28 protein-coding genes and 2 pseudogenes are annotated in these 25,132 nt (G+C 61.9%); 6 read left to right on the top strand and 24 right to left on the bottom strand.

What is annotated here, in order from left to right:
- Positions 1-45: 45 nt before the first annotated feature.
- The 13 genes and pseudogenes from CCOS865_RS15235 to CCOS865_RS28765 form a co-directional block, all read right to left on the bottom strand.
- Positions 46-615: a hypothetical protein gene (locus tag CCOS865_RS15235; RefSeq protein WP_119142238.1), complete on the bottom strand. Its 570-nt coding sequence runs from the start codon at positions 613-615 to the stop codon at positions 46-48.
- Between the two features lie 115 nt (positions 616-730).
- On the bottom strand, positions 731-1,117 hold the full coding sequence (locus CCOS865_RS15230; RefSeq protein WP_119142236.1) for a VOC family protein: 387 nt from the start codon (positions 1,115-1,117) through the stop codon (positions 731-733).
- 81 nt (positions 1,118-1,198) lie between these two features.
- Entirely contained in the window at positions 1,199-3,391 is a 2,193-nt protein-coding gene (locus CCOS865_RS15225) for an LTA synthase family protein (protein ID WP_415842694.1), read from the bottom strand.
- A 145-nt stretch (positions 3,392-3,536) separates the two neighbouring features.
- Positions 3,537-4,817: a transporter gene (locus CCOS865_RS15220; protein ID WP_119142231.1), complete on the bottom strand. Its 1,281-nt coding sequence runs from the start codon at positions 4,815-4,817 to the stop codon at positions 3,537-3,539.
- Between the two features lie 46 nt (positions 4,818-4,863).
- The gene (locus CCOS865_RS15215) at positions 4,864-5,628 is read right to left on the bottom strand and encodes a hypothetical protein (protein WP_119142229.1); all 765 of its coding nucleotides are present in this window, start codon (positions 5,626-5,628) and stop codon (positions 4,864-4,866) included.
- A 33-nt stretch (positions 5,629-5,661) separates the two neighbouring features.
- Positions 5,662-6,342, bottom strand: a complete 681-nt coding sequence (locus CCOS865_RS15210) for a C39 family peptidase (RefSeq protein ID WP_119142226.1) — start codon at positions 6,340-6,342, stop codon at positions 5,662-5,664.
- A 65-nt stretch (positions 6,343-6,407) separates the two neighbouring features.
- On the bottom strand, positions 6,408-7,844 hold the full coding sequence (locus CCOS865_RS15205) for an autotransporter outer membrane beta-barrel domain-containing protein (RefSeq protein WP_119142224.1): 1,437 nt from the start codon (positions 7,842-7,844) through the stop codon (positions 6,408-6,410).
- Between the two features lie 52 nt (positions 7,845-7,896).
- Positions 7,897-8,469: an adhesin gene (locus CCOS865_RS15200; RefSeq protein WP_119142222.1), complete on the bottom strand. Its 573-nt coding sequence runs from the start codon at positions 8,467-8,469 to the stop codon at positions 7,897-7,899.
- 1 nt (position 8,470) lies between these two features.
- A complete protein-coding gene (locus tag CCOS865_RS15195) occupies positions 8,471-8,911 on the bottom strand; it encodes a hypothetical protein (RefSeq protein WP_119142220.1) in 441 nt (146 codons plus the stop codon).
- A 297-nt stretch (positions 8,912-9,208) separates the two neighbouring features.
- The gene (locus tag CCOS865_RS15190; protein ID WP_119142218.1) at positions 9,209-9,760 is read right to left on the bottom strand and encodes an AAA family ATPase; all 552 of its coding nucleotides are present in this window, start codon (positions 9,758-9,760) and stop codon (positions 9,209-9,211) included.
- The gene (pnuC, locus tag CCOS865_RS15185) at positions 9,757-10,323 is read right to left on the bottom strand and encodes a nicotinamide riboside transporter PnuC (protein WP_119142216.1); all 567 of its coding nucleotides are present in this window, start codon (positions 10,321-10,323) and stop codon (positions 9,757-9,759) included. The genes CCOS865_RS15190 and pnuC overlap by 4 nt, the downstream gene beginning before the upstream one ends.
- Before the next feature lie 180 nt (positions 10,324-10,503).
- Positions 10,504-11,238: a methyl-accepting chemotaxis protein gene (locus tag CCOS865_RS28770; protein ID WP_415842640.1), complete on the bottom strand. Its 735-nt coding sequence runs from the start codon at positions 11,236-11,238 to the stop codon at positions 10,504-10,506.
- 138 nt (positions 11,239-11,376) lie between these two features.
- Positions 11,377-12,048: pseudogene (locus CCOS865_RS28765) on the bottom strand (cache domain-containing protein); the annotation flags it as partial.
- Positions 12,049-12,438: 390 nt separating this feature from the next.
- On the opposite strand from CCOS865_RS28765, the gene CCOS865_RS15175 reads away from it, so the two are divergent.
- Positions 12,439-13,269: an undecaprenyl-diphosphate phosphatase gene (locus CCOS865_RS15175; protein ID WP_119142301.1), complete on the top strand. Its 831-nt coding sequence runs from the start codon at positions 12,439-12,441 to the stop codon at positions 13,267-13,269.
- Position 13,270: 1 nt separating this feature from the next.
- Positions 13,271-13,702, top strand: a complete 432-nt coding sequence (locus tag CCOS865_RS15170) for a DUF1294 domain-containing protein (protein ID WP_119142212.1) — start codon at positions 13,271-13,273, stop codon at positions 13,700-13,702.
- 117 nt (positions 13,703-13,819) lie between these two features.
- On the opposite strand, the gene CCOS865_RS15165 is transcribed toward CCOS865_RS15170, so the two are convergent.
- Together CCOS865_RS15165 and CCOS865_RS15160 are read right to left on the bottom strand one after the other, a co-directional pair.
- Positions 13,820-14,179 (bottom strand): MmcQ/YjbR family DNA-binding protein, encoded by a 360-nt coding sequence (locus CCOS865_RS15165; RefSeq protein WP_119142210.1) that lies wholly within the window; start codon positions 14,177-14,179, stop codon positions 13,820-13,822.
- A complete protein-coding gene (locus CCOS865_RS15160) occupies positions 14,172-15,074 on the bottom strand; it encodes a LysR substrate-binding domain-containing protein (RefSeq protein ID WP_119142208.1) in 903 nt (300 codons plus the stop codon). Before CCOS865_RS15160 ends, CCOS865_RS15165 begins: the two co-directional genes overlap by 8 nt.
- A gap of 132 nt (positions 15,075-15,206) precedes the next feature.
- Between CCOS865_RS15160 and CCOS865_RS15155 the strand changes: the two genes are divergently transcribed.
- Positions 15,207-15,818, top strand: a complete 612-nt coding sequence (locus CCOS865_RS15155; protein WP_119142206.1) for an FMN-dependent NADH-azoreductase — start codon at positions 15,207-15,209, stop codon at positions 15,816-15,818.
- A gap of 130 nt (positions 15,819-15,948) precedes the next feature.
- Positions 15,949-17,007 carry an alpha/beta hydrolase family protein gene (locus CCOS865_RS15150; RefSeq protein ID WP_119142204.1) on the top strand — a complete coding sequence of 353 codons (1,059 nt, stop codon included), beginning with the start codon at positions 15,949-15,951 and terminating at the stop codon, positions 17,005-17,007.
- Here CCOS865_RS15150 and CCOS865_RS15145 read toward each other — a convergent pair.
- From CCOS865_RS15145 to CCOS865_RS15130, 4 genes and pseudogenes are all read right to left on the bottom strand, one after another.
- On the bottom strand, positions 16,957-18,147 hold the full coding sequence (locus CCOS865_RS15145) for an MFS transporter (protein ID WP_119142202.1): 1,191 nt from the start codon (positions 18,145-18,147) through the stop codon (positions 16,957-16,959). The two genes, CCOS865_RS15150 and CCOS865_RS15145, sit on opposite strands and share 51 nt — an antisense overlap.
- 153 nt (positions 18,148-18,300) lie before the next feature.
- On the bottom strand, positions 18,301-19,887 hold the full coding sequence (locus CCOS865_RS15140) for an ABC-F family ATPase (protein ID WP_119142200.1): 1,587 nt from the start codon (positions 19,885-19,887) through the stop codon (positions 18,301-18,303).
- A 20-nt stretch (positions 19,888-19,907) separates the two neighbouring features.
- A pseudogene (locus CCOS865_RS15135) lies at positions 19,908-20,907 on the bottom strand (Arm DNA-binding domain-containing protein).
- Positions 20,908-21,119: 212 nt separating this feature from the next.
- A complete protein-coding gene (locus CCOS865_RS15130) occupies positions 21,120-21,671 on the bottom strand; it encodes a hypothetical protein (protein WP_119142198.1) in 552 nt (183 codons plus the stop codon).
- A 51-nt stretch (positions 21,672-21,722) separates the two neighbouring features.
- On the opposite strand from CCOS865_RS15130, the gene CCOS865_RS15125 reads away from it, so the two are divergent.
- Positions 21,723-22,235, top strand: a complete 513-nt coding sequence (locus tag CCOS865_RS15125; protein ID WP_119142195.1) for a hypothetical protein — start codon at positions 21,723-21,725, stop codon at positions 22,233-22,235.
- 39 nt (positions 22,236-22,274) lie between these two features.
- On the opposite strand, the gene CCOS865_RS15120 is transcribed toward CCOS865_RS15125, so the two are convergent.
- The 5 genes from CCOS865_RS15120 to CCOS865_RS15100 are packed head-to-tail and all read right to left on the bottom strand — an operon-like array spanning position 22,275 to position 23,893.
- Positions 22,275-22,676, bottom strand: a complete 402-nt coding sequence (locus CCOS865_RS15120; protein WP_119142193.1) for a DUF2591 domain-containing protein — start codon at positions 22,674-22,676, stop codon at positions 22,275-22,277.
- Positions 22,673-22,894, bottom strand: a complete 222-nt coding sequence (locus CCOS865_RS15115) for a hypothetical protein (protein ID WP_119142191.1) — start codon at positions 22,892-22,894, stop codon at positions 22,673-22,675. Before CCOS865_RS15115 ends, CCOS865_RS15120 begins: the two co-directional genes overlap by 4 nt.
- On the bottom strand, positions 22,891-23,271 hold the full coding sequence (locus CCOS865_RS15110) for a hypothetical protein (RefSeq protein ID WP_147406515.1): 381 nt from the start codon (positions 23,269-23,271) through the stop codon (positions 22,891-22,893). Before CCOS865_RS15110 ends, CCOS865_RS15115 begins: the two co-directional genes overlap by 4 nt.
- Positions 23,268-23,624: a DUF4884 domain-containing protein gene (locus CCOS865_RS15105; RefSeq protein ID WP_119142187.1), complete on the bottom strand. Its 357-nt coding sequence runs from the start codon at positions 23,622-23,624 to the stop codon at positions 23,268-23,270. The genes CCOS865_RS15110 and CCOS865_RS15105 overlap by 4 nt, the downstream gene beginning before the upstream one ends.
- Positions 23,621-23,893 (bottom strand): hypothetical protein, encoded by a 273-nt coding sequence (locus tag CCOS865_RS15100; protein ID WP_119142185.1) that lies wholly within the window; start codon positions 23,891-23,893, stop codon positions 23,621-23,623. Before CCOS865_RS15100 ends, CCOS865_RS15105 begins: the two co-directional genes overlap by 4 nt.
- Positions 23,894-24,012: 119 nt before the next feature.
- On the opposite strand from CCOS865_RS15100, the gene CCOS865_RS15095 reads away from it, so the two are divergent.
- On the top strand, positions 24,013-25,113 hold the full coding sequence (locus CCOS865_RS15095; RefSeq protein WP_119142183.1) for a putative phage abortive infection protein: 1,101 nt from the start codon (positions 24,013-24,015) through the stop codon (positions 25,111-25,113).
- Positions 25,114-25,132 lie beyond the last annotated feature (19 nt).

Below are 25,132 nucleotides of genomic sequence, written 5' to 3'. Positions count from 1 at the left end.
CTTGCCCCGCGAAGGCCTCAGTAGGGCCAATGGCTTGGTGAATGATCAGGCAAAGTCGCCGCGCAGGGTGAAGGCGTAGCTGGTGTCTACTGTCGAAGCGTCGCCCCGGCTCCAGCTCTTTTTCAGGACGAACTCGAAGGTCGGCTCGAAAAGGCCGTCACGCTTGACCGCGCCCGCCAGCACTTCGACGTTGTACCAGCCGTTGTCCAGTTCGATGATCGGCCGGTTGGGCATCTGGTAACGCGCCAGCAGGTCGCCCAGGGTCTTGTTGGTGAAATGCTGCAGGATCCGCCAGGTAAACAGCATCACTGCGCGGTTTTCCACCTTCAGCACATAGCCGCCGCGGCGGTGCTGCAGGCGGCTGCCGGGCTCGAGCAGGGCCGGGGTTGGCTCGTCGAGGCTGAAGATGATCGTGTAAGGCAGGTTCTCGATGCCGGCCAGCGGCACCACCACGCCCTCGAGCACTGCGCGGTCGCCGCTGTCGGTGTGGGTGAACTCGTGGGCGAGATCGTCGGGCAGGTCGTTTTCCTGCTTGAAGCGGGCCAGCAACTGGATGTCGCCGAGGAGGAAATAGTCGATCAGGTCGTTGAGCACTTCGCTGAATTCGTAGCGCATGGAATTTATCCTTGTTGTGGCTGCGCTGGGGAGGGCTTCGAGCACTGTAGCGGAACGCCAGGACGGCGTATCGAACCTTGCTGTCGCGGTGCCCGCAGGCACCGCGCGGGCGGGGTCAATGGCGTTGGGCGATCTGGATCAGGTTACCGCAGGTGTCGTCGAACACGGCGACGATGACCGGGCCGAGGTCGGTCGGCGGCTGGGTGAATTCGACGCCGGCTTTGCACAAACGGGTGTACTCGGCCTGGATGTCGCGCACGCCAAACGAGGTGGCGGGTATCCCGTCCTGCTTGATCGCGCTCTTGAAGGCCCTGGCCGCCGGGTGTGCGTCGGGCTCGAGGAGCAGCTCGACGCCGTGCGGGTCGTTGGGGGAGGTGAGGGTGAGCCAGCGGTGCCTGCCCATTGGCACATCCTGCTTGGGCTCGAAGCCGAGTACGTAGTGGTAGAACGCCAATGCCTTGGCCTGATCGTCGACAAGAATACTGGTGACCACAATCTTCATGGGGCACTTCCCTCTGTGACGGCTGTTGTTTTTATTCAAGTAAAGACGCTCTGGCCCAGTTCACCAGCCTGGGCCACGCTTTCAGCTGGAATGGGCGATATGGCCATCCTGCAGGTCGTTGGCCGGCTCATCTTCGCCCGGCATGGCAGTGATCACGCTGAAATCGCTGACTTCGACCTCGCCGTCGCCGTAACCCAGCAGGTGGAACGAGAACGCCTTGCGCAGCGACGGGTTGTCAAAGCTGAACTCCAGCTCCAGCGGCTCACCCGCGGTGACGGCGATTTCGTCCGGCAAGCCCAGCGGCACGTCCTGTTCAAGCTCCTTGGCCTTGAGCTGAATGTAGGCGGTGTGCTGTGGGTCCAGCGCACGCACCTTGACCCGGACGCGGGTGTGCGAGCCCTCGGGCATTTCCAGGTATTGCGCGCCGATCAGGTTGTCGGCCCAGTCGTCGCGGATGCTCGGGTGCAGGGCAATCGCCGTCGGGCCGCCGAACTGGTAGCGCAGGTTGAGGGGCGTCTGCAGCAGCGACTGGTCGAGGGTGGCCGCAAGGTCGGTGACCTGCTGGCCGAGCATGCCCTCGCCACGGCCCAGGTACTCGGCCTTGTCGGCAATGAACCCCTGGCTGGCATAGCGTCGGCAGCGCTGCTGGAAATCGCACTCGGTCAGCACGCCCAGGCCGTCGTGATAACGCAGCATGCCGTTGGTGAAGGCGATCATCTCGCGGCCGCTGTCATAGTTGCGCAGCAGCGAGCGGCCCGCCAGCGCCGCCGGGATCGGCAGGGTGAAGTAGTCGAGCAGCGAGGTGGCCAGGTCGACGTGGCCGTAAGTGCCCTTGTTGATGCGGGGCAACTGGGCCTGCTCCGGTGCGAGCATCAGGTTGAAGCCCCATGAGGACGCCAGGCGCACGCCGTCGATGCCATGCGACTCGTCGGAGGTGATCACCACCAGGGTGTCCTTGAGCACGCCCTGGCGCTCGAGGTTGTCGAGGAACTTGCCCAGCGCGTCGTCGAGGTAGGCCACGGCCGCCTGCTTGGGCGTGTCGTAGCGTTGCAGGTAATCGTCGGGCGCCGAGTAGGGCTGGTGGGTGCCCACGGTCAGCAGGGTCAGCATCCACGGCTGTTTGCTCTTGCGCAGCTGGCTGACGTAGTCCTGCGCGCCTTCGAAGAACGCCCGGTCATCCTTGCCCCAGGGGAACTCGAGGTAGTTGTCGTTGCTGAACCACTCCAGGCCATGTACCGAGCCGAAGCCGATGTGCGGCATGATCCGGTCCTTGGCCATGAAGCGCAGGCCGGCGCCCTGCAGGTAGTGGGTGGCAAACCCGGCCTGCTGCAGTTGCGCAGGCAGGCAGGCCTGGTTGCGCACCTCCTGGGTCAGCAGCTCGACGCCCTTGGGCGTGCCGTTGGCGAGTTTGTCGTAATCGCCACAGAGCATGGCGTACAGGCCACGGATGGTCTGATGGGTGTGCAGGACGTAGTCGGGGGTGTTCATGCCGCGCTCGGCCCAGCGGCTGAGGTTGGGCATCAGCTCCTGGTCGAAGCGGCTGTGCAGGGCTTCGCGGTTGGCCCGCACGTAGGCGCCGGGGATGCCTTCGAGGGTAATCACCAGCAGGTTGCGCGCGCGGCCTGGGCCGTCGAGCATCTTTACCCCGTTGAGGTCGGACTGGGTCAGGCCGTTGCTGGCCAGCGGCGGCACCGGCAGGTCATCGCCCAGCCAGCTATGGGCCTGGCGTTGCACGTTGCCGACCGCCGCCGAGAGCAGCTGGTGCGGCAGGTTGTACTGGCGCCATTGATCGGCGTCCGAAGGCAGCAGGTGTTGGCTGGCCCAATGCGCGCCGAGCAGCAGCACGGGCAGCGCCCAGGCCTTGCGCGGCAGCGCGGCGACGGGCTGGCGCGGCGCCTGCTTGCGCGTCAGCAGCCAGGCCAGCAGGCCGGCGACGAGGGTCCAGGGCAGCCAGGGGTGGGCGAGGGCGCCGCCGGTGGAGTTTTCCATGAACTGAGGGTCGACCAGGTAGCCGAGGTCGGCACTGGTCGGCAACCGGCCGACTGCACTGACCAGCTCGGCCGAGGCGATCAGCAGTGCGCCCCACGCCAGCAATACCGGCAACGCCAACCACCAGGCGCGCCGTTGCAGCAGCAGGATCAGCAGGCTGCCGATCGCCAGGTCGGAGAGGTAGCCGAGCGGGTTGGACCAGCCCAGCACGGCGCGCACGCCGAGTGGAATCAACAGCACCAGCGCGGCCAGGCTGAAAAGCCTGGCGCGGGGGTGGCCGAGCATGTTCTTCACAAAAGCGTCCTTCTTGCCATCAAGCCGTCACAAAAACCTGCTCAATGATAACAGGGGTGGGGCGCGAAGGCGGACGCAGACAATGCCGGTAACCAAAAACGCCGGCCCAGAGAGCGGGCCGGCGTGGTGTTGGCGGTCAGAAGTAGTAGGGGAATTTCAGGCTGAAGGTGAAGTCCGGGGCGTCGTCGGTGAGGCCGATCGACAGGTTTGGCACGATGGTCAGGTTGTCGGTCGCGGCCAGGGTCAGGCCGACGTTGAAGTTGGCCGCGTTGTAGTCGCTGTTGGACAGCTTTTGCCAGTCGCCGCCATCGGGCCTGATCTTGCTCTTGGTGGCGAACTGGTCGGTGACCGAGAACGACATGCTCATCTTCTCGTTCAGGGCAAACGCGATACCGGCACCGATCTGCCAGGAGTTGCCGAGTTTCACGTCGCCGGGGACCTTGCTGCCCTCCGCCGCGCTGATGTCGCTGAACGAATCCTCCAGGTTGTAGGTATAGGACAGGCTGCCGAACAGCACCGCCGGGTCGAAAGTCTTGACCAGCGAGATACCCGGTGTAATCGACCACACACCATTGCCGGTGGGCAGGCTCTCGGGGACTGCGAGGTTGTCGTTGGTGGGGTCCTCGATCAGCTTGATACCGTAAGGGTCTTTGCCGGTCGGTGCCTTGACGCGCAGCGTGACCACCGAATCCGGCCAGTTCTCGGACTCGTCGAGGAACTTGTAGGCAACCCCGAAGTTGACGTCGCCGATGGTCGGGTCGCGGGTGACGGTCGCATCCGATGTCACGGGGCCTGCGCCGCCTGCACCACCCGAGGAATAGGTAGATTCGCGGTAGACCACCGGCACGTTTATGTCGAACTGCCAGCGTTGATCGAGGTTATAGCGGGCCGTCAGGTCCAGGGTCCAGTTGTCCGCCTTGATCCGGTCGAGGTTGATCTGGCCGAGGAAGATCGAGTCCAGTGCGAGAAACCCGTTGAGGGTCAGCGCACGCGTGTCGTAATGGGTATAGGTAATGCCGGTCTCGACACTGAACTTGCCGCCACCGAAGAAGCCACTGGCCTCGTCATACAGGTTGGAGACGCTCTGTGCGGGCTCCGAATCGTCCTTCAGCGACTGGCCATAACCGCTGCCGCCCGTAGTGCCCGGGGCACCGGAGGCCACCGTAGCGCCCTTGACGGGCTCGGCGGGGGATCGGGTCAAGCGTTTGGGCTGGGGTGGGGCGGGTGTCTCTTCAACTTGGCGAACGCGCTGTTCGAGTACCATCAGCGCGTTCTGTTGGGCTTGGTAACGCTCTTTCAACTCCATGAGTTCTTGTTTTAATAATTCGACCTGAGGATCCGCTGCTGCGTAGAGCATTGTCGCCGGGGTCAGGCTAGTCAAACAGACGATAGCTCTGAACGTTAACGATCGGTGCATGGGTTAGCCGTCCCTTCTGACTACATATGATGAGACTGAGCGTAGATCAATATCCTAGCGCGCGAAGACCTTTGAGCTGGTCAAGATTGCCGTTCAACGAAGCGGCGGTGGGGACGTTTTCGCGCATCACCACATTCAACGAGGTGATGTTGCGGACCTGGTTGCCACCGCCAATCAAGGTGGTGTTCTGCATCAGCCCGCCTTGTGCCAGGCGTTGCATGGTCGTGCCTTGGTTGTTGTTGGCAACGATGTTGAGCTGAACGCCGGCTCCGCTGGAAGAAACACTCAAGGCCCCCGCGTCATTGGCGCCGGTCAAGGTCGAACCTGCCGCCAGGACCTGGCCCTGCGGCGGCGTCGCAGGGGCGGCATTGCCCTTGCTGACATTGATATCGACGTTGTTGTAGGCGCTGTTGTTGTCGCCGGCCGCCCGTACCACCTGAGTGACCCCTTGGGTGCTGTTCAGGCCGCTGCCGCCGGTGACGCTGCCAGTGCCTGTGCTGGGTGGGGTGCTGGTGTTTGGCGAACTTGCCGAGCCGGTGCCTTTTTCATTGATCATCGACACATAGAATTGCGGCTTGATGGTCGATTGCTGTACTTGCATCGAGGAGCTGGCGCCGATCACATCGCCCTTGGCGTTTTGCCAGGTACTGGTCATGACCACGCCAAAACTGACGATTCGCCCCGGCATGACATACCGGCCGCGCAAGTTGGCCAACTCCTGATCTTTCAATTCAATCGGTTTTAATGTCTGCGCCTGGGTCGGCAGGCTGGCGGCCAGGCAAAGCATGGCTACCCAGATTGAAGTCTTCATTGCAGGCTCCCGGAGCGTCATGCTCCCTTATCATTAGAAGAAGTCGCTTTGGATGAATCCGAAATCCATCAACTCTGCGTCTTGCACCGGGGTGAAGTTGTTGATGCGGTTCTTGGCGGTAAGGGGTAGCGGTGGGTCGAGCAAGGCGTTGCCCTTGTCGTACCCTTGGCCGATCACGGCAAAGATGATGCCGTTCCAGCCTTTGACGAAGTCTTCGGTCTTGAAGCGTTTGTGGCCGAGTACCGGATCACCGATATACACCCAGCCTTTGTCGACTTTCTGCAGGACCACGAAGTGCTTGTAGCCGCGGATGTCCATGAGGACCACCACGGGAATGCGTACATCGTTGAGGCTTTCTGGCGCTACCTTGTAACCCCGCGCGCGCATGCCGAGGCTTTCGACGTAGCGTTTCATGTCGAGCATCGAGAAACCCTGGGTGCGGACCAGGTCCTGGTCGGCGTGTGCCAGCATGCCTTCGATGATCTGGTGTTCGTCGACGTCGAGCCAGTAGGCTTGGCGCAGGATGGTCCCCAGCGCGGCGGCACCACAACTGAAGTCGGTTTTCTGCTGGACCAGGTCGGCAAACTTGCGCTCGCGCACACTCTGGATCGGCTTGAACACCACGCCCCCTCCCGGCAGTACCGAAAGTGGCATTTGAGCGGCTTCGCTCAGGCTGGCCATGCACAGCAAACACGCCAAGGCGATAATACGCATGATCGGACGCCTTCCTTGTTCGGTTGAAAAAAGGCCCCCCGAAGGGGGCCTCCAGGCCAGACCAATCAGAACGATTGGTTGGAGATGGCCAGCGAGTTGCTTTGCTGGTTGCCGACGCCCGAGGCGACGTTGACGCCCAGGTTGCCGCTGCCGCCATTCACCGAACCACTCAGGGTGGCGGTGTTGGTCACAGGGTTGGCCCAGCCGGTAGGAGTCAGCACTTGGAACGAGATGCTGTTGCTCAACTCATACGCGTTGGCTTCGCTGTAGCTTTTCGAGATGGAGTCCGACGATTCGGAGGACTTCTCGATGGCTTTTTCGAACGAAGAGTCGGCCGACTTGGTGTACGCCGAGTCGTGCGCTTTCTCGTACGAGGAGTCGCTCGACTTGGTGTACGAGCCGTCTTTCGAGTTGGCGTAGGAGGAGTCATAGGACTTCTCGAACGACGAGTCGTAGGCGTTGGCGTGCTCAGCGTTGTACGAAGCATCGAGGTCTGCACCGACCGAGGCACTGGAGCTCTCGCTACGGGTACGGTCGCCACGACCGAAGTTGACGGTGCTCGACCGGGCGGCTTCAGCCGATGCGGTCAAGGACGCAGTCAGAGAACCACTGCTGCTGGCGCTCGAGCTGGCGCTGTGCGAGCCGCTGGCATCCGCGCTGTTGGAACCACTGGCGTTGGCGGCGAACGAACCGCTGGCGTCGTGGCTGCTGGAGCCGCTGGCGTTCCAGCTGTTCGAACCGCTGGCGTCGTAGCTGTGAGAGCCGCTGACGTTCAGGCTCGACGAAGAGCTCTTGTCGATGCTGGCATCAAAGGTCCCGCTGGCCGAGGACGAACCGCTCTTGGTGGTAGTGAGCGTGATCGTGTCGAGGCGGGTGGTGCGGTCAGCGTTGTTGTTGACGGTCAGCGTAGGGCCAGTCTGATCGGCACTGGCGGTGGCGGTGGCATTGCCCAGCCCAGCGTTGGCGTTGGCGATGGCCATGGTGTTTTTCTGCTGGTTCAGATCGCCGCTGGCCACGTTGATGCCCATGTTGCCGTTGCCGCCGTTGGCCGAACCGCTCATCAACGCAGTGTTCTGCGCTGACCAGTTGTTGACGGTGTTGCGGGCGCTGTGTTGGTCAACGCGCGCAGTGGCGGTGGCATTGCCGAAGACGAAGCTGTTGTCCAGGCTGGACTCGGCGGCTGCGTTGGCGATCGCTGCGGCGTTGTCCTGCTGGTTGCCGTTACCGGCCGCCACGTTGATGCCGACGTTGCCGTTGGCGCCGCCGCCGGAGCTGCTCATCTCGGCCGAGTTGATGGTGCCCTGGTTGCTGATCGTGTTGCCAGTGCTGCTTTGGCTGTCGACCGCCCGGGCTTGTGCATCGATATTGAAGCGTGTTGGTGGAGGATTGTTGTTGCCGTTGTGGTGGTTACCACGACGATCGTTTTGATCAGCTTGTACAGCAACAGCCATGACCGCAGCAATTGCGAAAACCAGAGGCTTGATTGCCATCGAGGGTTTCATGGTGATTCTCCGTACTCTGTTTTAGGTTAAGTGTTGTTATTTACTGTTGGGGTCAATCCGCGACCCGTACGCTGAGGGTGTTGGCCGTTTGGTTTCCCACCCCGGCGCTCTGATTCAACTGAATCACCCCACGGCTACCGGTGAAGGCCTGATCACTGGTAGTGATCTGGCGATAGCCAGGTGCAGAGTCAGTTGCATCGGAGTTGTTGAGCAGCGCCACGTTCTGTTGCATGAGGACGCTGTCGTCGATACTTTGCGGCTGGTTGCTGATGCTGATCCGCAAGGCGTTGGCTTGCTGGTTGCCGGCGCCGGCGCTCTGGTTGACACCCACCACGCCGTTGCCGCCGCTGAAGGCATCGCCCTGGATGCTCGAGCGGGCATCCATGTTGGGGTTCTGAGGGCTGCGCAGTTGCTGACGGATCTGGGTGGTGGCGGTGGCGTCGGGGCCGACCGCGATGGCGCGAGCGTTGGCCTGTTGCTGTTGATCGCCGGCGGCCTGGTTGACCGTGAGATTGCCCTGGTAGCGAGCACCGGAATTGTCGATGGTCGCGGTGTTGCTGACGGGAGATTGAGCGAAGGCCGGTGCGCTGCACAGCGTGGCCAGGATCAGCAGCGTGTGCTTCATCTCATTTGCCCCCGTTCAAGACATTGAGGGCACCCAGGCCCTTCTGGACGCTGGAGTTGACCATGTTGGAAATGCCGTTGCCGGAGCCTGGGCCACGGCCGCCGGCGAGATTGGGCAACTGGGTCTGGTTGCCGATGTTGCCGCCGAGGTTGTTGGTCTGCTGGGTGATCAACGAACTGATACCGGCGCCGCTGCTGATGCTGGCGAAATCGCCATCGCTCAGCTCGTTGGTTTGCCGGAGTACATGCTCGGAGGGGTTGGTATTGACGGTGACCGGATTAGGGTCGGGGATCAGCGGGCCACGGACGGCGTTGCGCGTTTGCACGTCGCGAATGATCACGATACGGCCGTCTTGTTCAGCCTGAACAGGCAGGCTTACGCTTGACCCGAGTGCACAACCGACCAGCAGGAGGCGATAAATGCCTTTGTCGAATTTCCCCACGATGGCAATTCCTTCTTTCTGAGGGCTGGCCTGTTCAGCGTTGTGAACAAGAGAGCAGAAGGCGTGCCGGTTTTGACTATTGCTTGGTTTTCAAGGGGTTGGGGGATTTGCAGGCGGGCGCCGGGATTTTTCTGTATCAGCGCTGAGACAGTTTTTCCGCAAACTGCTGCCTGGCCCGGCAGTGGGGCTGCCTGGGGGGGATTTTGCCGGTGTGTTTCACGCGGTTAACAGTGGCCCCGAATCTGCGGGGTAAGGCGCAAATCCGGGGACTATGGCCCGCGTGTGTGTGTCAGTGGCTTAACACTCGGTGGGGCAAATCGGCGTTTTCCCCTCGAGGAGCCGCTCGACCGCAGTCAGTACCGCCGCGCTGCGTTGCTGCCAATCGCCACCAATCACCTGCAGCGGTTGCTGATGGCGTTGCAGCCAGGCGAGGCTGTCGGCGAAAAAAGCCTGGCGCTGGGGCAATGCCGGTTGGCAGCGTTGGCCATCACCCACCCAGCACACGCCGACCGGGTCGAGTAGCAGGTGCAGGTCGTAGGTGCGCGCCAGCAGCGCCTGCTCGATCCAGGCCGGGCAGTCGCCGAACAGCGCCTGGCTCCAGAGGATGTTGCTGAGCAGGTGGGTGTCGAGGATCAGCAGTTCAGGCCGGCGGGCACGGGCGCTGTCTTCCCAGGCCAGTTGCCCACGGGCGATCGCGGGGATATCCGCATAGCAGGTGTCGCGGGCGTGTTCGTCGATAAAATGACGCACGTATTCGCCGACCAGTTCGCCGCCGAAGTGCGCCTGGATCTCCCCGCTGAGCCAGCTCTTGCCGCTGGACTCCGGGCCGCACAGCACCAGGACCTTCATGCCTGCACCAGTGCCGGGTCGCGCCGCCACTCCAGCCAGCCGCGCACGGCGATCAGGGTCAGCACGGCGAACAGGCCGGCAGTGAAATACAGTTGCTGGTGCAGGTATTGGCCGATGTAAACCACGTCGACCACCATCCACAGCAGCCAGCACTGCAGGCGTTTTTGCGCCATCCACAGTTGCGCGACCAGGCTGAAACCGGTGAGCGTGGCGTCCAGCCAGGGCAGGACGGCGTCGGTCCAGAAGGCCATGGCCGAGCCGAGGGCGATGCTCAGCAGCAGGCCGCCGGCCAGCCCGGCGACCACCGCGGGGGTCGCCAGGCGTGAGACCTGGCGGGCGTCCTCGACCCGTCCCGGACGCTTCCACTGCCACCAGCCGTACACCTGCAGCACCGCGTAGGCGAGTTGCAGGAGCATGCCCGAATACAGCTTCACCTCGTAGAACAGCCAGCCATAGATCAGCACCATCACCAGGCCGATCGGCCAGCACCAGGCGTTCTGTTTGACGGTAAGCCAGACGGCAATGACGCCGAGGATGGCGGCGCTGAGTTCGAGGCCGGACATCGGCGATCCTTGGGCAGGGAAAGGGCGCGATTGTAGCGTGCGGGGGGAGGTGGTGTAAGGGGCAGGCGTGCTGTGTCAGTGCTGGCCTCATCGCGGGTGAACCCGCTCCTACAGGGATCACGCCCAACCTGTAGGAGCGGGCTTGCCCGCGATGAGGCTTGCGCCGACAGACCCTGGTGTCTACACCCTGAACTGGCGCAACAGCTGTTCCAGCTCCTCACTCAATTGCGTCAATGCCACCCCGGCATCGCTCGACTGGCGGGCCGCCTCGGCGGTTTCCAGCGACAACCCGGCCGTCTCGGTGACATTGCGGTTGATCTCTTCGACCACATGCGACTGCTGCAGGGTGGCGCTGGCGATCGAGGCATTGAGCGCGGTGAGGTTGTGCAGCACCTGGCTGATGGCATCCAGGCTGGTGCCGGCCTCGCGGGCCTGCTCGACTGTCTGGCGTGAGGCTTCACTGCTGGTGTCGATGGCCCGCACGGCGGCTTCGGACTGGCCCTGCAGGTGCTCGATCATGGTCTGGATTTCGGCGGTGGACTGCGCCGTACGCTGCGCTAGCAGTCGCACTTCGTCGGCGACCACGGCAAACCCGCGGCCCTGTTCACCGGCCCGCGCGGCTTCGATGGCGGCATTCAAGGCGAGCAGGTTGGTCTGCTCGGCAATCGAACGGATCACCTCGAGCACGCCGCCGATCTTGTTGCTGTGCCCGGCCAGCTCGCGAATCACCTGCACGGCCTGGTCGATCGTGGCCGAGAGCCGGTCGATCTGCTGCAGGCTGCCATGAATCGCCTGCTGGCCATGGCTGACCTGCACTTGCGCCGCGCGCATCTCGCTCGCCGCCTGCTCGGCGTTTTTTGCCACGTCCTGCACGGCATAGGTGACTTCGTTGACCGCGGTGGCCACCTGGTCCATCTGCAGCGACTGCTGGGTGCTACGTTGTTGCGCCTGGCCGGCGTTGTCGCCGACGTGGCCGGCGGACTGGGCGAGGGCATGCGCGGCGCCCTGCAATTGGCCGACCACACCCTGCAACTTGCCGTTGAAGCGGTTGAAGTGCTCGCCCAGATGGCTGATTTCGTCCTTGCCGTGGGTGTCCAGGCGATGGGTCAGGTCGCTTTCACCGCTGGCGATAGTGCCCATGGCCTGCACCGCCTCGCGCAAGGGCTGGGCGATGCTGCGGGCGATGAGCATCACCAGCAGGGCCATCAACAGGGCAATGCCCAGGCCCAACAAGCAGGCATCGCGCACTTGCCGGGCGAATTCGGCCTGGACGTCGTCGATGTACACGCCCGAGCCGATGATCCAGCCCCACGGCTTGAACAACTGAATGTAGGAGGTCTTGGCCACCGGCTCGCTGGCGCCGGGCTTGGGCCAGCGGTAATCGACCGGGCCGGCACCCTGGCTGCGCGCCAGGCTGACCATTTCGTTGAATACGGCAAAGCCGTCGGGGTCGCGGATCGCCGCCAGGTCCTGGCCATCGAGCTTGGGGTTGGCCGGGTGCATGATCATCCGCGGCGTCAGGTCGTTGATCCAGAAGTAGTCGTTGGCGTCGTAGCGCAGCCCGCGCACCACCTGCAGGGCTTGTTGCTGCGCCGCTTCACGGCTGAGCGTGCCGGCGGCTTCCAGGCCCTGATAGTAGCCGAGCACCCCGGCGGCGGTCTCGACCACGTGCTGGGTCTTTTCTGCCTTGGCCCGGTACAGGTCGCCATGGATCTGGCGCAGCATCAGCAGGCCCAGCACCACCAGCATGGCCACGGCCACCAGCAGGATCAGCCACAGGCGGCGGCTGATCGACATCGACCTCAAGGTCTTCATTAATAGGGCACTCCCGGATAATTCTTGTTATTGAGGTGCATCCAAGCATGCTTTGTCGCCGCCCCACACCCGACCAACGGCTAAGTGCCTGGCGCGACATTCCATGAAGTTTGCGCGCATGCCTAAATCAGGTTGCTCTGATAGCATCTCGGCCGCACAAGATGAAACCTTTAGCCGGCGCGCGCTTTTCCGCTGGCCTTAGCACCAGCAGGCGCTGTAAAACAGCCGCGCCGCGTGCGGCAACTATCAGCAAATCAAGTACAAGGGGCCTGCAAGCAGCAGCGTCCCATCGGGGGAATGATGGATTTTTGGAGTGCCATTCAGGCAATCATCTTAGGCGTCGTCGAAGGGCTGACCGAGTTCTTGCCGATCTCGAGCACCGGCCACCAGATCATCGTCGCCGACCTGATCGGCTTTGGCGGCGAGCGGGCCATGGCGTTCAACATCATCATCCAGCTGGGGGCGATCCTGGCGGTGGTGTGGGAGTTCCGCCGGAAGATCTTCGACGTGGTGCTGGGCCTGTCCAGCCAGCCGAGCGCACGGCGCTTCACCGGCAACCTGCTGGTGGCGTTCATGCCGGCGGTGGTGCTCGGCGTGCTGTTTGCCGACTTCATCCACCATCACCTGTTCAACCCGATCACCGTGGCCGCGGCCCTGGTGGTGGGCGGGGTGATCATGCTCTGGGCCGAGCGCCGCGAGCATCGGATCGAGGTCGACCATGTCGATGAGATGCACTGGACCCATGCCCTGAAGATCGGCCTGGTGCAGTGCCTGGCGATGATCCCGGGGACTTCGCGCTCCGGCTCGACGATCATTGGCGGCCTGCTGTTCGGCCTGTCGCGCAAGGCGGCTACCGAGTTTTCGTTCTTCCTGGCGATGCCGACCATGGTCGGCGCGGCGGTGTACTCGGGCTACAAGTACCGTGACCTGTTCCAGCCGGCGGACCTGCCGGTGTTCGCCATCGGCTTCGTGGTCTCGTTCATCTTCGCCATGATCGCGGTGCGCGCGTTGCTCAAGTTCATCGCCAACCATAGCTACGCGGTGTTCGCCTGGTACCGCATCGTCTTCGGCCTGCTGATCCTGGCGACCTGGCAGTTCGGCTGGGTCGACTGGGCGACGGCGCAAGGCTGACATGGCCAAGGCGCAAGCGGCGCCACGGCGTGACCGTGGGCGCGAGGAGGGCATCCGCAATGTGCGCCTGAAGCTGGTCGCGCTCGCGGCGCTGTGCCTGTTGCCAGGGCTGGGCGCCGCGCAGATGGCCTGGCAGGGTGAGTCGTGGGTGCCGCTGGCGGCCTATCCGTTGCTCAGCCTGATCAGCCTGCTGTTGTACTGGCAGGACAAACAGCAGGCCCGCGCCCAGGCGTGGCGCACCCCTGAAAAGGTGCTGCATGCCAGCGAGCTGTGCGGCGGCTGGCCGGGGGCGTTGTTGGCCCAGCAGTTGTTTCGGCACAAGACCCGCAAGGTGTCGTTTCAGCTGACGTTTTGGGGGATTGTCGCGTTGCATCAGCTGTTCTGGGTCGACCACCTGCTGTTGGGTGGTCGCTGGCTGGGCGCGATCTTCTAGGCGTCAGCTCATCGCGGGCAAGCCCGCTCCTACAGGGGCGCCCCAGATGTTGGAAACCGCCCATCATCTCTAGGAGCGGGCTTGCCCGCGATGAGGCCCGGCCGGCCAGCACACCAATCAGATCAGCAACCCCACCTGCAACCGCTTGGGCAAGCGCCTGACCACCAACTGGTGCGAGCGCTGCAGCAACTCTGTCAGCTCCTCGCGCCCCATCGCATACGGCGGTGCCACGCTGATCCAGCGCGCCCGCGCCAAATACGGCGCAGGCCGCACGCCCGGCCGATCGACATAACCGAGAAACAGCGCATCGTCGACCTTGAACGACAATCCCGCCCCGGCCAGGTCCATCACCGCGAACATCTTGTTCTCCGCCACCGAGAACACCCGGATCCCGCCCCACTTGTAATCCTCGCGTGCCCCCGGCAGGCCCAGGCAAAATGCCGCGACCTGCTCTTCGGTCATCTTCCGCTCAGACATAACGCTCCCCACAGGCTTCGAACGAAGCCGCCAGATGATCGATCCACACCCGTACCGCCGGCAATACGCCACGCCGATGCGGGTACACCGCTTGCAGCCAGCCGCCCGGCAGCGACCACTCCGGCAACAGCCGCACCAGCTCGCCCCGCGCCAGCTCTTCCTCGCAATACATGCTCGGCAGCGCGGTAAAGCCCAGCCCGTCGAGCACGGCCGCCTTGCGCACGACAAAGTCGTCGATCGCCAGCCGTGGCTCCAGGGCCAGCTCCTGCTGACGCCCGTCTGGGCCTATCAGGCGCAGGTGCACCAAGCGATCGGCCTCCGCCGCGCCGAGCACCGGCAACCCGGACAGCTGTGACGGATCATTGAGGCCCTCAGCAAAGCCCGGCGCCGCCACCAGGTGCATTTGCGCCTGGCGCAGGCGGCGGGTGACCAGCGCCGGGTCCTCATCACCCAGGTCGCGCACGCGCAGGGCGACGTCGACCCCTTCGGAGATCAGGTCGACGCGGCGATTGATCAGGACCATGTCCAACTGCACCAGCGGGTGCAGCTCGAGGAAACGGCTGATCACTTTCGGCAAGTAGGCGTGGGCCAGCGCCACCGGGCACGACACCCGCAACCGGCCGCGCGGCTCGCTGGTCATGCTGGCCACGGCTTCGTCGGCCATTTCCGCTTCCAGCAGCATGGCCTGGCAATGGTGCAGGTAACGCTCGCCGACGGCGGTCAGCTTCAGTTGCCGGGTCGTGCGCTGCAGCAGGCGTGTGCCCAGGCGCTCCTCGAGCTCGGCAATGCGCCGCGACAGGCGTGACTTGGGGATGCCCAGCAAACGCCCGGCCGCGGCGAACCCGCCGGCTTCGACGACGCGGGCAAAGTAGAACAGGTCATTGAGGTCTTGCATGGGGCCGTCTCATCGTTCCATCAGTAGGACAAACTAATGCATTTTTGCCGACTTATCAGCTATTCGATGGTTCTATAGGATTCTCTCCATCGTGATCGCCTACTGCTGCGGTCTTCATTACAGGAGAGTCCCATGAAACTGCTGCACATCGATTCGAGCATCCTCGGCGACAATTCCGCCTCCCGTCAGCTCAGCCGCGAAGTGGTCGAGGCCTGGAAGGCCGCCGACTCGAGCATCGAAGTGGTCTACCGTGACCTGGCTGCTGACGCCATCAGCCACTTCTCCGCCGCCACCCTGGTTGCCGCTGGCACCCCAGAAGACATGCGCGATGCCGCCCAGGCCTTCGAAGCCAAGCTGAGCCAGGAAACCCTCGCAGAGTTTCTCTCGGCCGACGCTGTAGTGATCGGCGCCCCGATGTACAACTTCGGCGTACCGACCCAGCTCAAGGCGTGGATCGACCGCGTGGCCGTTGCCGGCCAGACCTTCCGCTACACCGAAGCCGGCCCTGAAGGCCTGTGCGGTGACAAGAAAGTGGTGCTGGTGTCCACCGCGGGCGGCCTGCACGCTGACCAGCCGACCGGTGCCGGCCATGAAGACTTCCTCAAGGTGTTCCTCGGCTTCATCGGCGTGACCCAGCTGGACATCGTCCGCGCCCAGGGCCTGGCCTATGGTCCGGAGCACCGCAGCGCCGCCATCGAGGCCGCACAGGCGCAGATTGCCGGTGAGCTGTTCGCCGCCGCTTGATCCCCGCGTGCACCAAAGCCGGCTGTCGCCTCGTGCGCCAGCCGGCTTTTTTCATCCAGTTTTCATCTGCCGTGGCACGCAGGGGCTCTATGCTGGCGCTAACCTACCGCACGCGCGGGGAGACGCCGCCATGACCCGTATCCGTGTGCTCCTGGCCTTGCTGCTGCTCGGCAGCCTGCAGGCCCACGCCGACGCCGCGCCCTGGGTGGCGGGGCTGCACCGCTTGCAGCTGGCCGACCCTGTGGATGCCCGGCCGATGCAGGCGCTGGCGTTCTATCCCACTAACGCCGACACCCACAGCCTGCGCATCGACGGTTACCCACTGCGCGTGGCCGAAGAGGCGCCCGTTGCCTTGGGGCAGTTCCCATTGCTGGTGGTCTCCCATGGCAACACCGGAAGCCCGCTGGCCTTGCACGACCTGGCCACGGCGTTGGCCCGTCAGGGTTTCGTGGTGATTGCCCTGACCCACCCCGGTGACAACGCTCTCGACCACAGCCGTCTGGGCACGCTGAGCAACCTCTACGGGCGCCCGCTGCAAGTCAGTGCGGCAATCACGGCGGCGCGCGCAGACACCTTGCTCGGCCCCTACCTGAACGACGGCAAGGTGGGCGTTATCGGCTACTCCGCCGGCGGCGAGACGGCCTTGATCCTGTCGGGCGCGCAACCCGACCTGGACCGCCTGCAGCGTTACTGCCAGGAGCGTCCCAACGATGCCGATGCCTGCAAGACCCACGGCGTGCTGATCTCCGACCGCAGCGAACTCACCCCCCAGGCCGACCCTCGGGTGGGCGCGGTGGTGTTGATGGCGCCGCTAAGCCTGATGTTCGGCCGCCACGCCCTGAGCAGCGTGCATGTCCCGGCGCTGATCTACAGCGGCGACAACGACCAACTGCTGGCGCTGGAGCACAATGCCGATGCCCTGGCCCGCAAGCTGCCGGTGACCCCGGATTATCGACTGCTGGCCGGTGCCGGGCACTTCGTGTTCATGGCGCCGTGCGATAGCGAGCAGCACGCGCACATGCCGGCGCTGTGCAACGATGCCGAAGGCGTCGACCGGCGTCAGATCCATCGCTCGTTGCAGCGTGAAACCGCCGACTTCTTCACCCAGGCGCTGGGCGCGCCGGAGCCGGCCGAGCGCTCAGCTGCGGCGGCTGCGCCGGCTCAGCAGGAGCACCAGGCCCACCCCTGACAGGGCGAGCAGGGCTGCGACGCAGAAGATCGAGGTGTAGCCCAAGTACACCGCGATGGCGCCCATCACCGGTCCAGCGATGGCCAGCGACAGGTCGAAGAACACCGCATAGGCGCCCAGCCCCGCGCCTCGGCTACTGGGCGGCACCTGCTTGATCGCCTCGACGCCCAGCGCCGGATACACCAGCGACAGGCCAAACCCGGTCAGGCCAGCCCCCACCAGCGCCCACGACGGTGCAGGTGCCAGCCAGAGCAGGCAAAGCCCGATCACTTCGGTGGCCATGCAGCTGACCGCTACCGCATAGCCGCCAAAGCGGTTGACCGCGTTGACGAACAACAACCGCGAAATGATGAAGCACACGCCGAAGGCGCTCAGGCACAAGGCCGCGCCGGTCCAGCCGCGCTCCAGGTAATAGAGGGTGATGAAGGTGGTGAGCGTGCCGTAGCCGATCGACGCCAGCATCAAGCCCATCCCGCACGGCGCCACGCGCGCGAACGCCGACCAGAACGGCAGGCGCTCCCCGCGCACCACGATCACGTCGGGGCGTGTGCGCAGGGCCAGCAGGCCGATGCCCGCCATGATCACCAGCAGCGGCCCGAGTACGCTGAAGTCCAGGCTGTCCACCAGCAGCACCCCGACCGGCGCGCCGATGGCGATCGCGCCGTAGGAGGCGATGCCGTTCCAGGAAATCACCCGCGCGGTGTGCTCGGCGCCGACCTGGCTGATGCCCCAGCTCGAGGTGGCGACACCGATCAGCCCTTGCGAAATCCCCAGCAGCAGGCGGCCGACCAGCAGCAAGCCCAGGCTCAGCGCCGGCAGGCTCAGGGTCCAGGCCGACAGCAAGGTCAGCAGCCCGCAGCTGACGATGCCGATCAACCCATAGCCAATCGCCCGCTTGCCCCCCAGGCTGTCCGCCACCCGCGCGGCGAACGGCCGGCTGAGCAGGGTCGCCAGGTATTGCAGGCCGATGGTCACCCCGGCCACCACTGCGCCAAAGCCCAGCTGGTCATGCACATAGCTGGGCAGCACCGCGATCGGCAAGCCGATGCAGAGGAAGGCAATAAAGGTGAAGAAGACGATCGACAGGATCTGCCGAGTAACGCTGACGTTATTGCTGGGGGAGGGTGCTTGCGCAGTCATGGGCTCGTTCGCGGGAGGGCGGTTGGGCGTGAAACCATGATGGCCATTGTACGGGGGAAAAGAAAGCAGGCTAACTAGTTTTTCGTGAGCGGTACCCACATCCGGGACCCGCTTGAAGCTGGGGCCGCAAAAGCGGCCCCAGAAGCATCGGTCTTAGACCACGACACCCTGGCTGCGCAGGTAATCGTCGTAGGTACCGCTGAAGTCCACCACACCTTCGGGCGTCAGCTCGATGATGCGGGTGGCCAGCGACGACACGAACTCACGGTCGTGGCTGACGAACAGCAGGGTGCCCGGGTAGTTTTCCAGCGCCAGGTTGAGCGCCTCGATCGACTCCATGTCCAGGTGGTTGGTCGGTTCGTCCATCACCAGTACGTTGGGCTTTTGCAGGATCAGCTTGCCGAACAGCATACGGCCTTGCTCACCACCGGAAATCACCTTGACCGACTTGAGGATCTCGTCGTTGGAGAACAGCATCCGGCCCAGGGTGCCACGGATCATCTGCTCGCCCTGGGTCCACTGGCCCATCCACTCGAACAGGGTGGCGTCGTCTTCGAAGTCGTGCGCATGGTCCTGCGCGTAGTAGCCGACTTCGGCGCTGTCGGTCCACTTGACCGCACCGGCGTCCGGCTTCATTTCACCGACCATGGTGCGCAGCAGGGTGGTCTTGCCGATACCGTTGGGGCCGATGATCGCGACGCGCTCGCCGGCTTCTACGGTGAAGCTGAAGTCCTTGAACAGGACTTTTGCGTCGAACGCCTTGGCCATCTTCTCGACGGTCACGGCCTGACGGTGCAGCTTCTTGTTCTGCTCGAAGCGAATGAACGGGCTGACCCGGCTCGACGGCTTGACCTCGGCCAGCTGGATCTTGTCGATCTGCTTGGCACGCGAGGTGGCCTGCTTGGCCTTGGACGCGTTGGCCGAGAAGCGGCTGACGAAGGTCTGCAGTTCGGCGATCTGGGCCTTTTTCTTGGCGTTGTCCGACAGCAGCTGCTCGCGCGACTGGGTGGCCGCGGTCATGTACTCGTCATAGTTGCCCGGGAACAGGCGCAGCTCGCCGTAGTCCAGATCGGCCATGTGGGTGCAGACGCTGTTGAGGAAGTGCCGGTCGTGGGAAATGATGATCATGGTGCTGTTACGCGCCGTGAGAATGGTTTCCAGCCAGCGAATGGTGTTGATGTCCAGGTGGTTGGTCGGTTCGTCGAGCAGCAGCACGTCCGGATCCGAGAACAGCGCCTGGGCCAGCAGCACACGCAGTTTCCAGCCTGGAGCGACTTCGCTCATCGGGCCGTTGTGCTGTTCCAGCGGAATACCCAGGCCCAGCAGCAGCTCACCGGCGCGCGAATCGGCGGTGTAGCCGTCCATTTCGGCGAACTCGGTCTCGAGCTCGGCGACGGCCATGCCGTCTTCTTCGCTCATTTCTGGCAGCGAGTAGATGCGGTCACGCTCGGCCTTGACCTTGAACAGTTGCTCGTGGCCCATGATCACCGTGTCGATCACGGTGAAGTCCTCGTAGGCGAACTGGTCCTGGCGCAGCTTGCCCAGGCGGGTGTTCGGCTCGAGCATCACTTGGCCGCCGGACGACTCCAGGTCGCCGCCGAGGATCTTCATGAAGGTCGACTTGCCGCAGCCGTTGGCGCCGATCAGGCCGTAGCGGTTGCCGTTGTTGAATTTGACCGAGACGTTCTCGAACAGCGGCTTGGCGCCGAATTGCATGGTGATGTTAGCGGTGGAGATCAAAGGGCTTACCTATCAATAACTTACGTGGCTTCGTCGCAGCTTCGGACCAATTTCGGACCAATCTGAAGCTTTTCCAGCTCCTGCCAGTCGTTGGACGAGTTAATCCAGCGCGCATACGTCGATAAGAGCATCTGCACGCTATGCCCGAGCTGTTGGGCGATGAATGCGGGGTTGAGACCAGACATTAAGCATATTGTCGCATAGGTGTGGCGGCAGTTATACGGTGGACGGTACCTGATCCCCAACCCTTTGATGACCGGCCGCCATTGGTGGTGCAGATCTGAGGTCTGCTTGACATAATCGCCGTTCTTCCCTGGTGGGAAGACGAATGGAGATTCAGTGAATTGCCCCTTACCTAGCTTCCGTCGCTCGGCGTACTCCCTCGCGAATTCTAGGGCGTGCAGCGCTCTCTCGTTCAGCAACACGAACCTATCCCTGCCGGTTTTAGTCCGCTCCTCAACTATCCCCAGCGCGATCGTCCGCCGCACGCGCCGGCAGTTGAATGGCCTCCGCAGGATTCCGCGTGATGAGCCCGTCCAAGACAGCAGCACGGAGAATGGTCGACAGCTTCACCATCGCGTTGCGCTTGACCGAAGAAGATGTCCAGTCCATCGCCGCGACGATTCGGCGAAGCAGGGTTGTGGTGATCAGATCGATTCGAACCAGGGCGAGGTGAGGGACCCAGTACAAGTTCGGGGTGCCTTTGTAGTTGAGGCGGGTGCCGGCGGTGATTTCCCGACTGTCCAGCCATAGCTGCGCGTATTCGCCGAAGGTCGGGACGCCGCCCACAACCGCGGCGGAGCTTGGAAATAGCTCCGCGTATTTGTCGTGATCGAGGAGGTTAAACTTGATCAGGCTGGTTACTTGATCGCGAAGCTGGGATGCAGCCTTGATGCCTTTTTGTGTCGGGGGGTAGGGAAGGGTCTCACTTCGGCGAGAACCTTCCCACATGAACCGGAGCCTGAGCGAGCCATAGTGGACGTCAATGCCTGGGGGTAAATCCATTGGCTTTCCAGCCATTCGTCATACCTCTTTTTGCTGTAGATGATCCGGCCGCCGTGTTTCATCCAGACGCCTTAGGGGATTGCCCCCCGCAGGCGCCGGCCTTCAAGGGCGCGTTTGGTGCAGCCGATCAGCTCGGCCATCAGCTTTTCAGTGACCTTGTCGACCTCAGCGGTTTCTTGGGCTTTCATGGGATGGTCTCCACGCCGCCGGTGGCGGCAGTTTGGTGGTCAGGCCAGCAGCACTTCGCGCACGACTTCCCAGAGTCGCGCGGCGGGCCACTGGTAGCGATCAAAGTCTGTGTCCGGCTGGATGCCGTAGCGGCAGGTGGAGTGGGCGCCTCGCCGGTAGTCGCCGCGCTTCTGCATGATCGTGGCCACACGGCCATCTCCGCCAGGCTCGGTGCGGTGGAATTCGTAGGCCTGGGTGTTGTAGTCGTTGCCGGCCTCGATCTTGAAGGTGGTTTCGTGCACCAGGTCTGCGCGTCCGTCCGGTGTCCATGGCCGACCGCCGCTGGCGGTGCGCTTGCCTTCGTGCAGGTACAGAACAAACTCACCATCGGGGTTGCTCATCATCCAGTAGCAGTGGTTGATCTGCGTGCCGACCAGCACCCGGGAAATGAAGTTGAAGCGGTGATCGTGGATGGCCGAATGCTCGAAGCAGCTGCGTCGCGGCAGGTCAGGATGCCAAACATGCAAGCGCTGCTCGCCCTGCAGCTGGACCTGAACGAAGCCCAGGTCGTGAAGAGTGATCTTGTCGGTCATCACGTTATCGATGATCATAAAAGCGATTCCTTGTTTCGACAGGAAGTGAAAAGATCTAAAGGGGAAGGAATGGACATACAAAACTTAGAAAAGATGAAACTTTCAGTTGCTGCTAATATTGGTGCGGGTCTGTTTGGGCTCGTCATCCCTGGATTCTTAATTGTGTTTCTATGGGATGGAGCATTGTTCGAAAGGCTCGATTTCTGGAAGCTTTTTGTATTGTCTGTTGGGATATGCTTACCTGCGTTTTTACTTCCTTTCGGATTTTCTGGTTTGTTCCACAGAATTATTAGTCATGACCATCCCGAGCTGGTTTCGCTTTGGGGTGCGCCGGTTGACTGGTACCTGCGGCATGCATTCAATAACGCCATAAACATGTATACGGTTGTGTTTATAGGTTGGCTGTTTGACTTGTCGGTTTCTGGCCTTGTTTGGGTCGTATTTTTTTGTACCATTCAAGGGGCGTTATTGGAGTTATTCCATTTCTGGTTTTTTAAAAGGAATCCAAGCGCGTTGTTTAGTGTTTGGTTTTTTCTGGAGTCAAAGCAAGGTGTTCAGGAGATTGATGCCCCAACAGGGTAAAGCCTATTGATTAAGCTCTTCCCGAGGTAGGGTTGAGTCTTAAAATGCTTGTATCAGCTCCTTCGGCACCTGGACGGTATCGCCGAGCTTGTGGGCTACGATGGCGCGGCATGCTGCTGGCAGTGCCAGCTCCGAACCTTGGGCAACGTCTTTGCCGTCATGAGTGATCCAGGCCGCCCAGAAGTCACCGTCGTGCTGCGGGCAGTGCAGGCTGACGTTGTGCTTCTCGACCAGCAGGCCACCCAGCGCCCAGTCCTCCCACGGGTTGTACCGCTCAGTGCGCTCGGTCACCGTGGCGCGGTACCGGGCGAACACTCGCCAGGGCACGCCGTTGTAGCCGGGCTCGGCCAGGTGCAGATCCAGCCCTTCAGCCTTGCCGACTGCCCACCCCAGCGCCTCGCCGACCAGGTCTTTCGTCTTCACGTTGATCAGGTTGGTCATCGCTGAACCTGCAGCGCGATATCGATCGCCATTCTTTTTGCCTGATCCTCTTCTTGGACACTCGGGTTGGTCAGCCTGACTGCTCCGTACGTCTTGTTGCCCATGAATCCTTCTTCGACATAGATGTCCCTTCCGCCGAATGGCAAGACCTCAACCACCACCTTTCGGAATTTGCTCAGCATGAAGTCCAAGCGCTGCGTATCAGTGAACTCGCTCACAGCTCATCCCTCTCATCAATCCAGCGCCCAGGCGCCACATGGCGAGGCAAGGCAAATGCCTCACCAAGCGATGCAACGACGATTGCGCGGCAGGCGGCTATGTCGATTGTTTCTCCTCCGCAGACCACGTCACCGACTCTTGCCGAGAACGCATATCCGGGAAGCAGCTCATCGAAGCGCACCCTATGGGTTAGTATTTGTTCGCTGGCCAATCGGCTGTCCGATGTGGGGCTAAAGTGCTTGAAAACGCTTCCGCCAATTGCCAGTCGAACCCCGGATTCAGTCATCCGAGCCTGTTTACCGCTCGCCACCAGGGTGCAGTAGTCGAGCGCATGCCCGGTCAATTCCCTGGCTCTGACTTCAACCATTTCACTCACATCGAATACCTCAGTTGATTCCAGCGCCCAGGCGCCAGTGCGGGTGTAGCTCCGTTGTCCTGCTGTTCGTGCGGGGAGAGCTGGCGCTCGTTGCCGGCCTGGTGAGTGCTTCCGGCCACGCCATTCTGTTGCGAGCAGTTCTTCCCGCAGCTCTCTTCCCACTGGGTCGAGCCTGCGCAGTTGGTGAAGTACCTGGCCCGGCCACCGTCGTGGAAGCGGTAGACGGTGCAGCCATCGACCTTGAAGAGCCGGTCAACCTTGAAGTCGGAACCGGCGCGCGTGGTTGATTCGGCTTCCCCTTGGCAGCCGGCCAAGGTGGCCAGCAGCAGGAGGCAGAGGGCGAGGCGGGTCATGGCTGCACCTCGTCGTTGTAACGCTTGTAGTCCTCGCCGAACTCCCAGCAGTAGGTCGCCGGCCATGCGCCTGGCGTGCCTTCCTCGACGAATACGTATCGGTGCGCAAACTCGCCCGATCGGTCCGGCACCGTCTTGCACCATTTGTGCTGCGGGCCGCCCAGGAACCAGCCTGGGCATTCCTTCACGGCTTCAGCCATGAACACATCGAGGTCGTGATGGCCCTTGCTCATTGCGATGTAGGTGTCGCTGCCGACGCTCTGATCCATTCAGTTCGCGTGGGGGAACGGGGAAAACATCCCGGATCATACCCTCGACGCTTGGTGATGTTTTTTTGCTACCATCCGCCTTTTTTCTGGGAGGGGAAGAAATGAGAATTCGGATACCTATGGCACCTGCCAAGAAAAGAGATGAATTTGAGAATTTAGAAGATTTATGGGGGGTGTTGTCTCGGGAGGATTTAGACAGCATGAAATCAAAGGCTGTCGGTGCCTGGTATTGGCTGAAGAGTAAATATGTATACTTATTGGCGGCGGGAGCTATTTTCGTTATTGCTTTTATCGTTGGGGCTGCTCTCTATCACTTCCAGTTTGGTGCTGATATACCTTGGTTTAAAATACGAAACTATGAGTCGGCCGCTTACTGGGGGCAGATTGGGGATTTTGTTGGTGGTATATTAAATCCGCTCCTGAGTTTTGTGGCGTTTTTGGCGGTTTTAATTAACTTGGTGCTGCAGAGGCAGGACTTGGCACTCGCACGAGAAGAGGCACGGGAAGCAAATAAAAATCAGCGGTTGCAAAGTAGGATATTCGAGAAGCAGAATTCCGCAGTAGAGAGGCAAAATTTCGAATCTACTTTTTTCCGACTTTTGGATACCCATCGTCAGCAGGCTTTATTGGTTAGGGTGCAGGTGCGTAATACCAACGAAGTAATAACTGGTGAGAAATGCTTTGCTTGGGTTAAAAATTCGTTTCTCCCAAGGGCTACGCATGGGAAGAATGAGGTCGATCTTATCAAGGTAAACGTTGAGACTTACTCCGAAAACTACTCCATAGGAATGTCTAGCTACTTTAGAAATCTACATCAGCTTTTAAAGTTTATTGAAAGCTACGGCGCTACTAGTGGGCTGCGAGAAAGTGCTCTTCCAGGTATGCGTATTCGCAAAAGTGTTAGAAATTACTCAGATCAACGTGTGTATGCAAGCATTCTCAGAGCGCAATTAAGCAATGACGAGATGTGTTGCATTTTTATTAATTGCCTCAGCGAAAAGGGAAGTGGGTTAAAGTATTTTGTAGAGAAATATTCAATGCTCAAGGGGGCTCAGTTACCTGATCCGTACAGGGATGATAAGGTTAAAGCATTGTATCAAGATATCGCTTATGCAGATGGCGAGGAAATTACCAGAGAGCAGCTGTTCGATATCGTTGCACAAAAGTATGGGATACAGTCCCCTGACCGAGATCAAAACTCTTCAGCTACGGATGATTAATCTGTGAGCTCGATTGTCA

This window comes from Pseudomonas reidholzensis, from assembly GCF_900536025.1.
GTDB classification, from domain to species: domain Bacteria; phylum Pseudomonadota; class Gammaproteobacteria; order Pseudomonadales; family Pseudomonadaceae; genus Aquipseudomonas; species Aquipseudomonas reidholzensis.
This window is presented reverse-complemented; position numbering and strand designations above follow the sequence as displayed.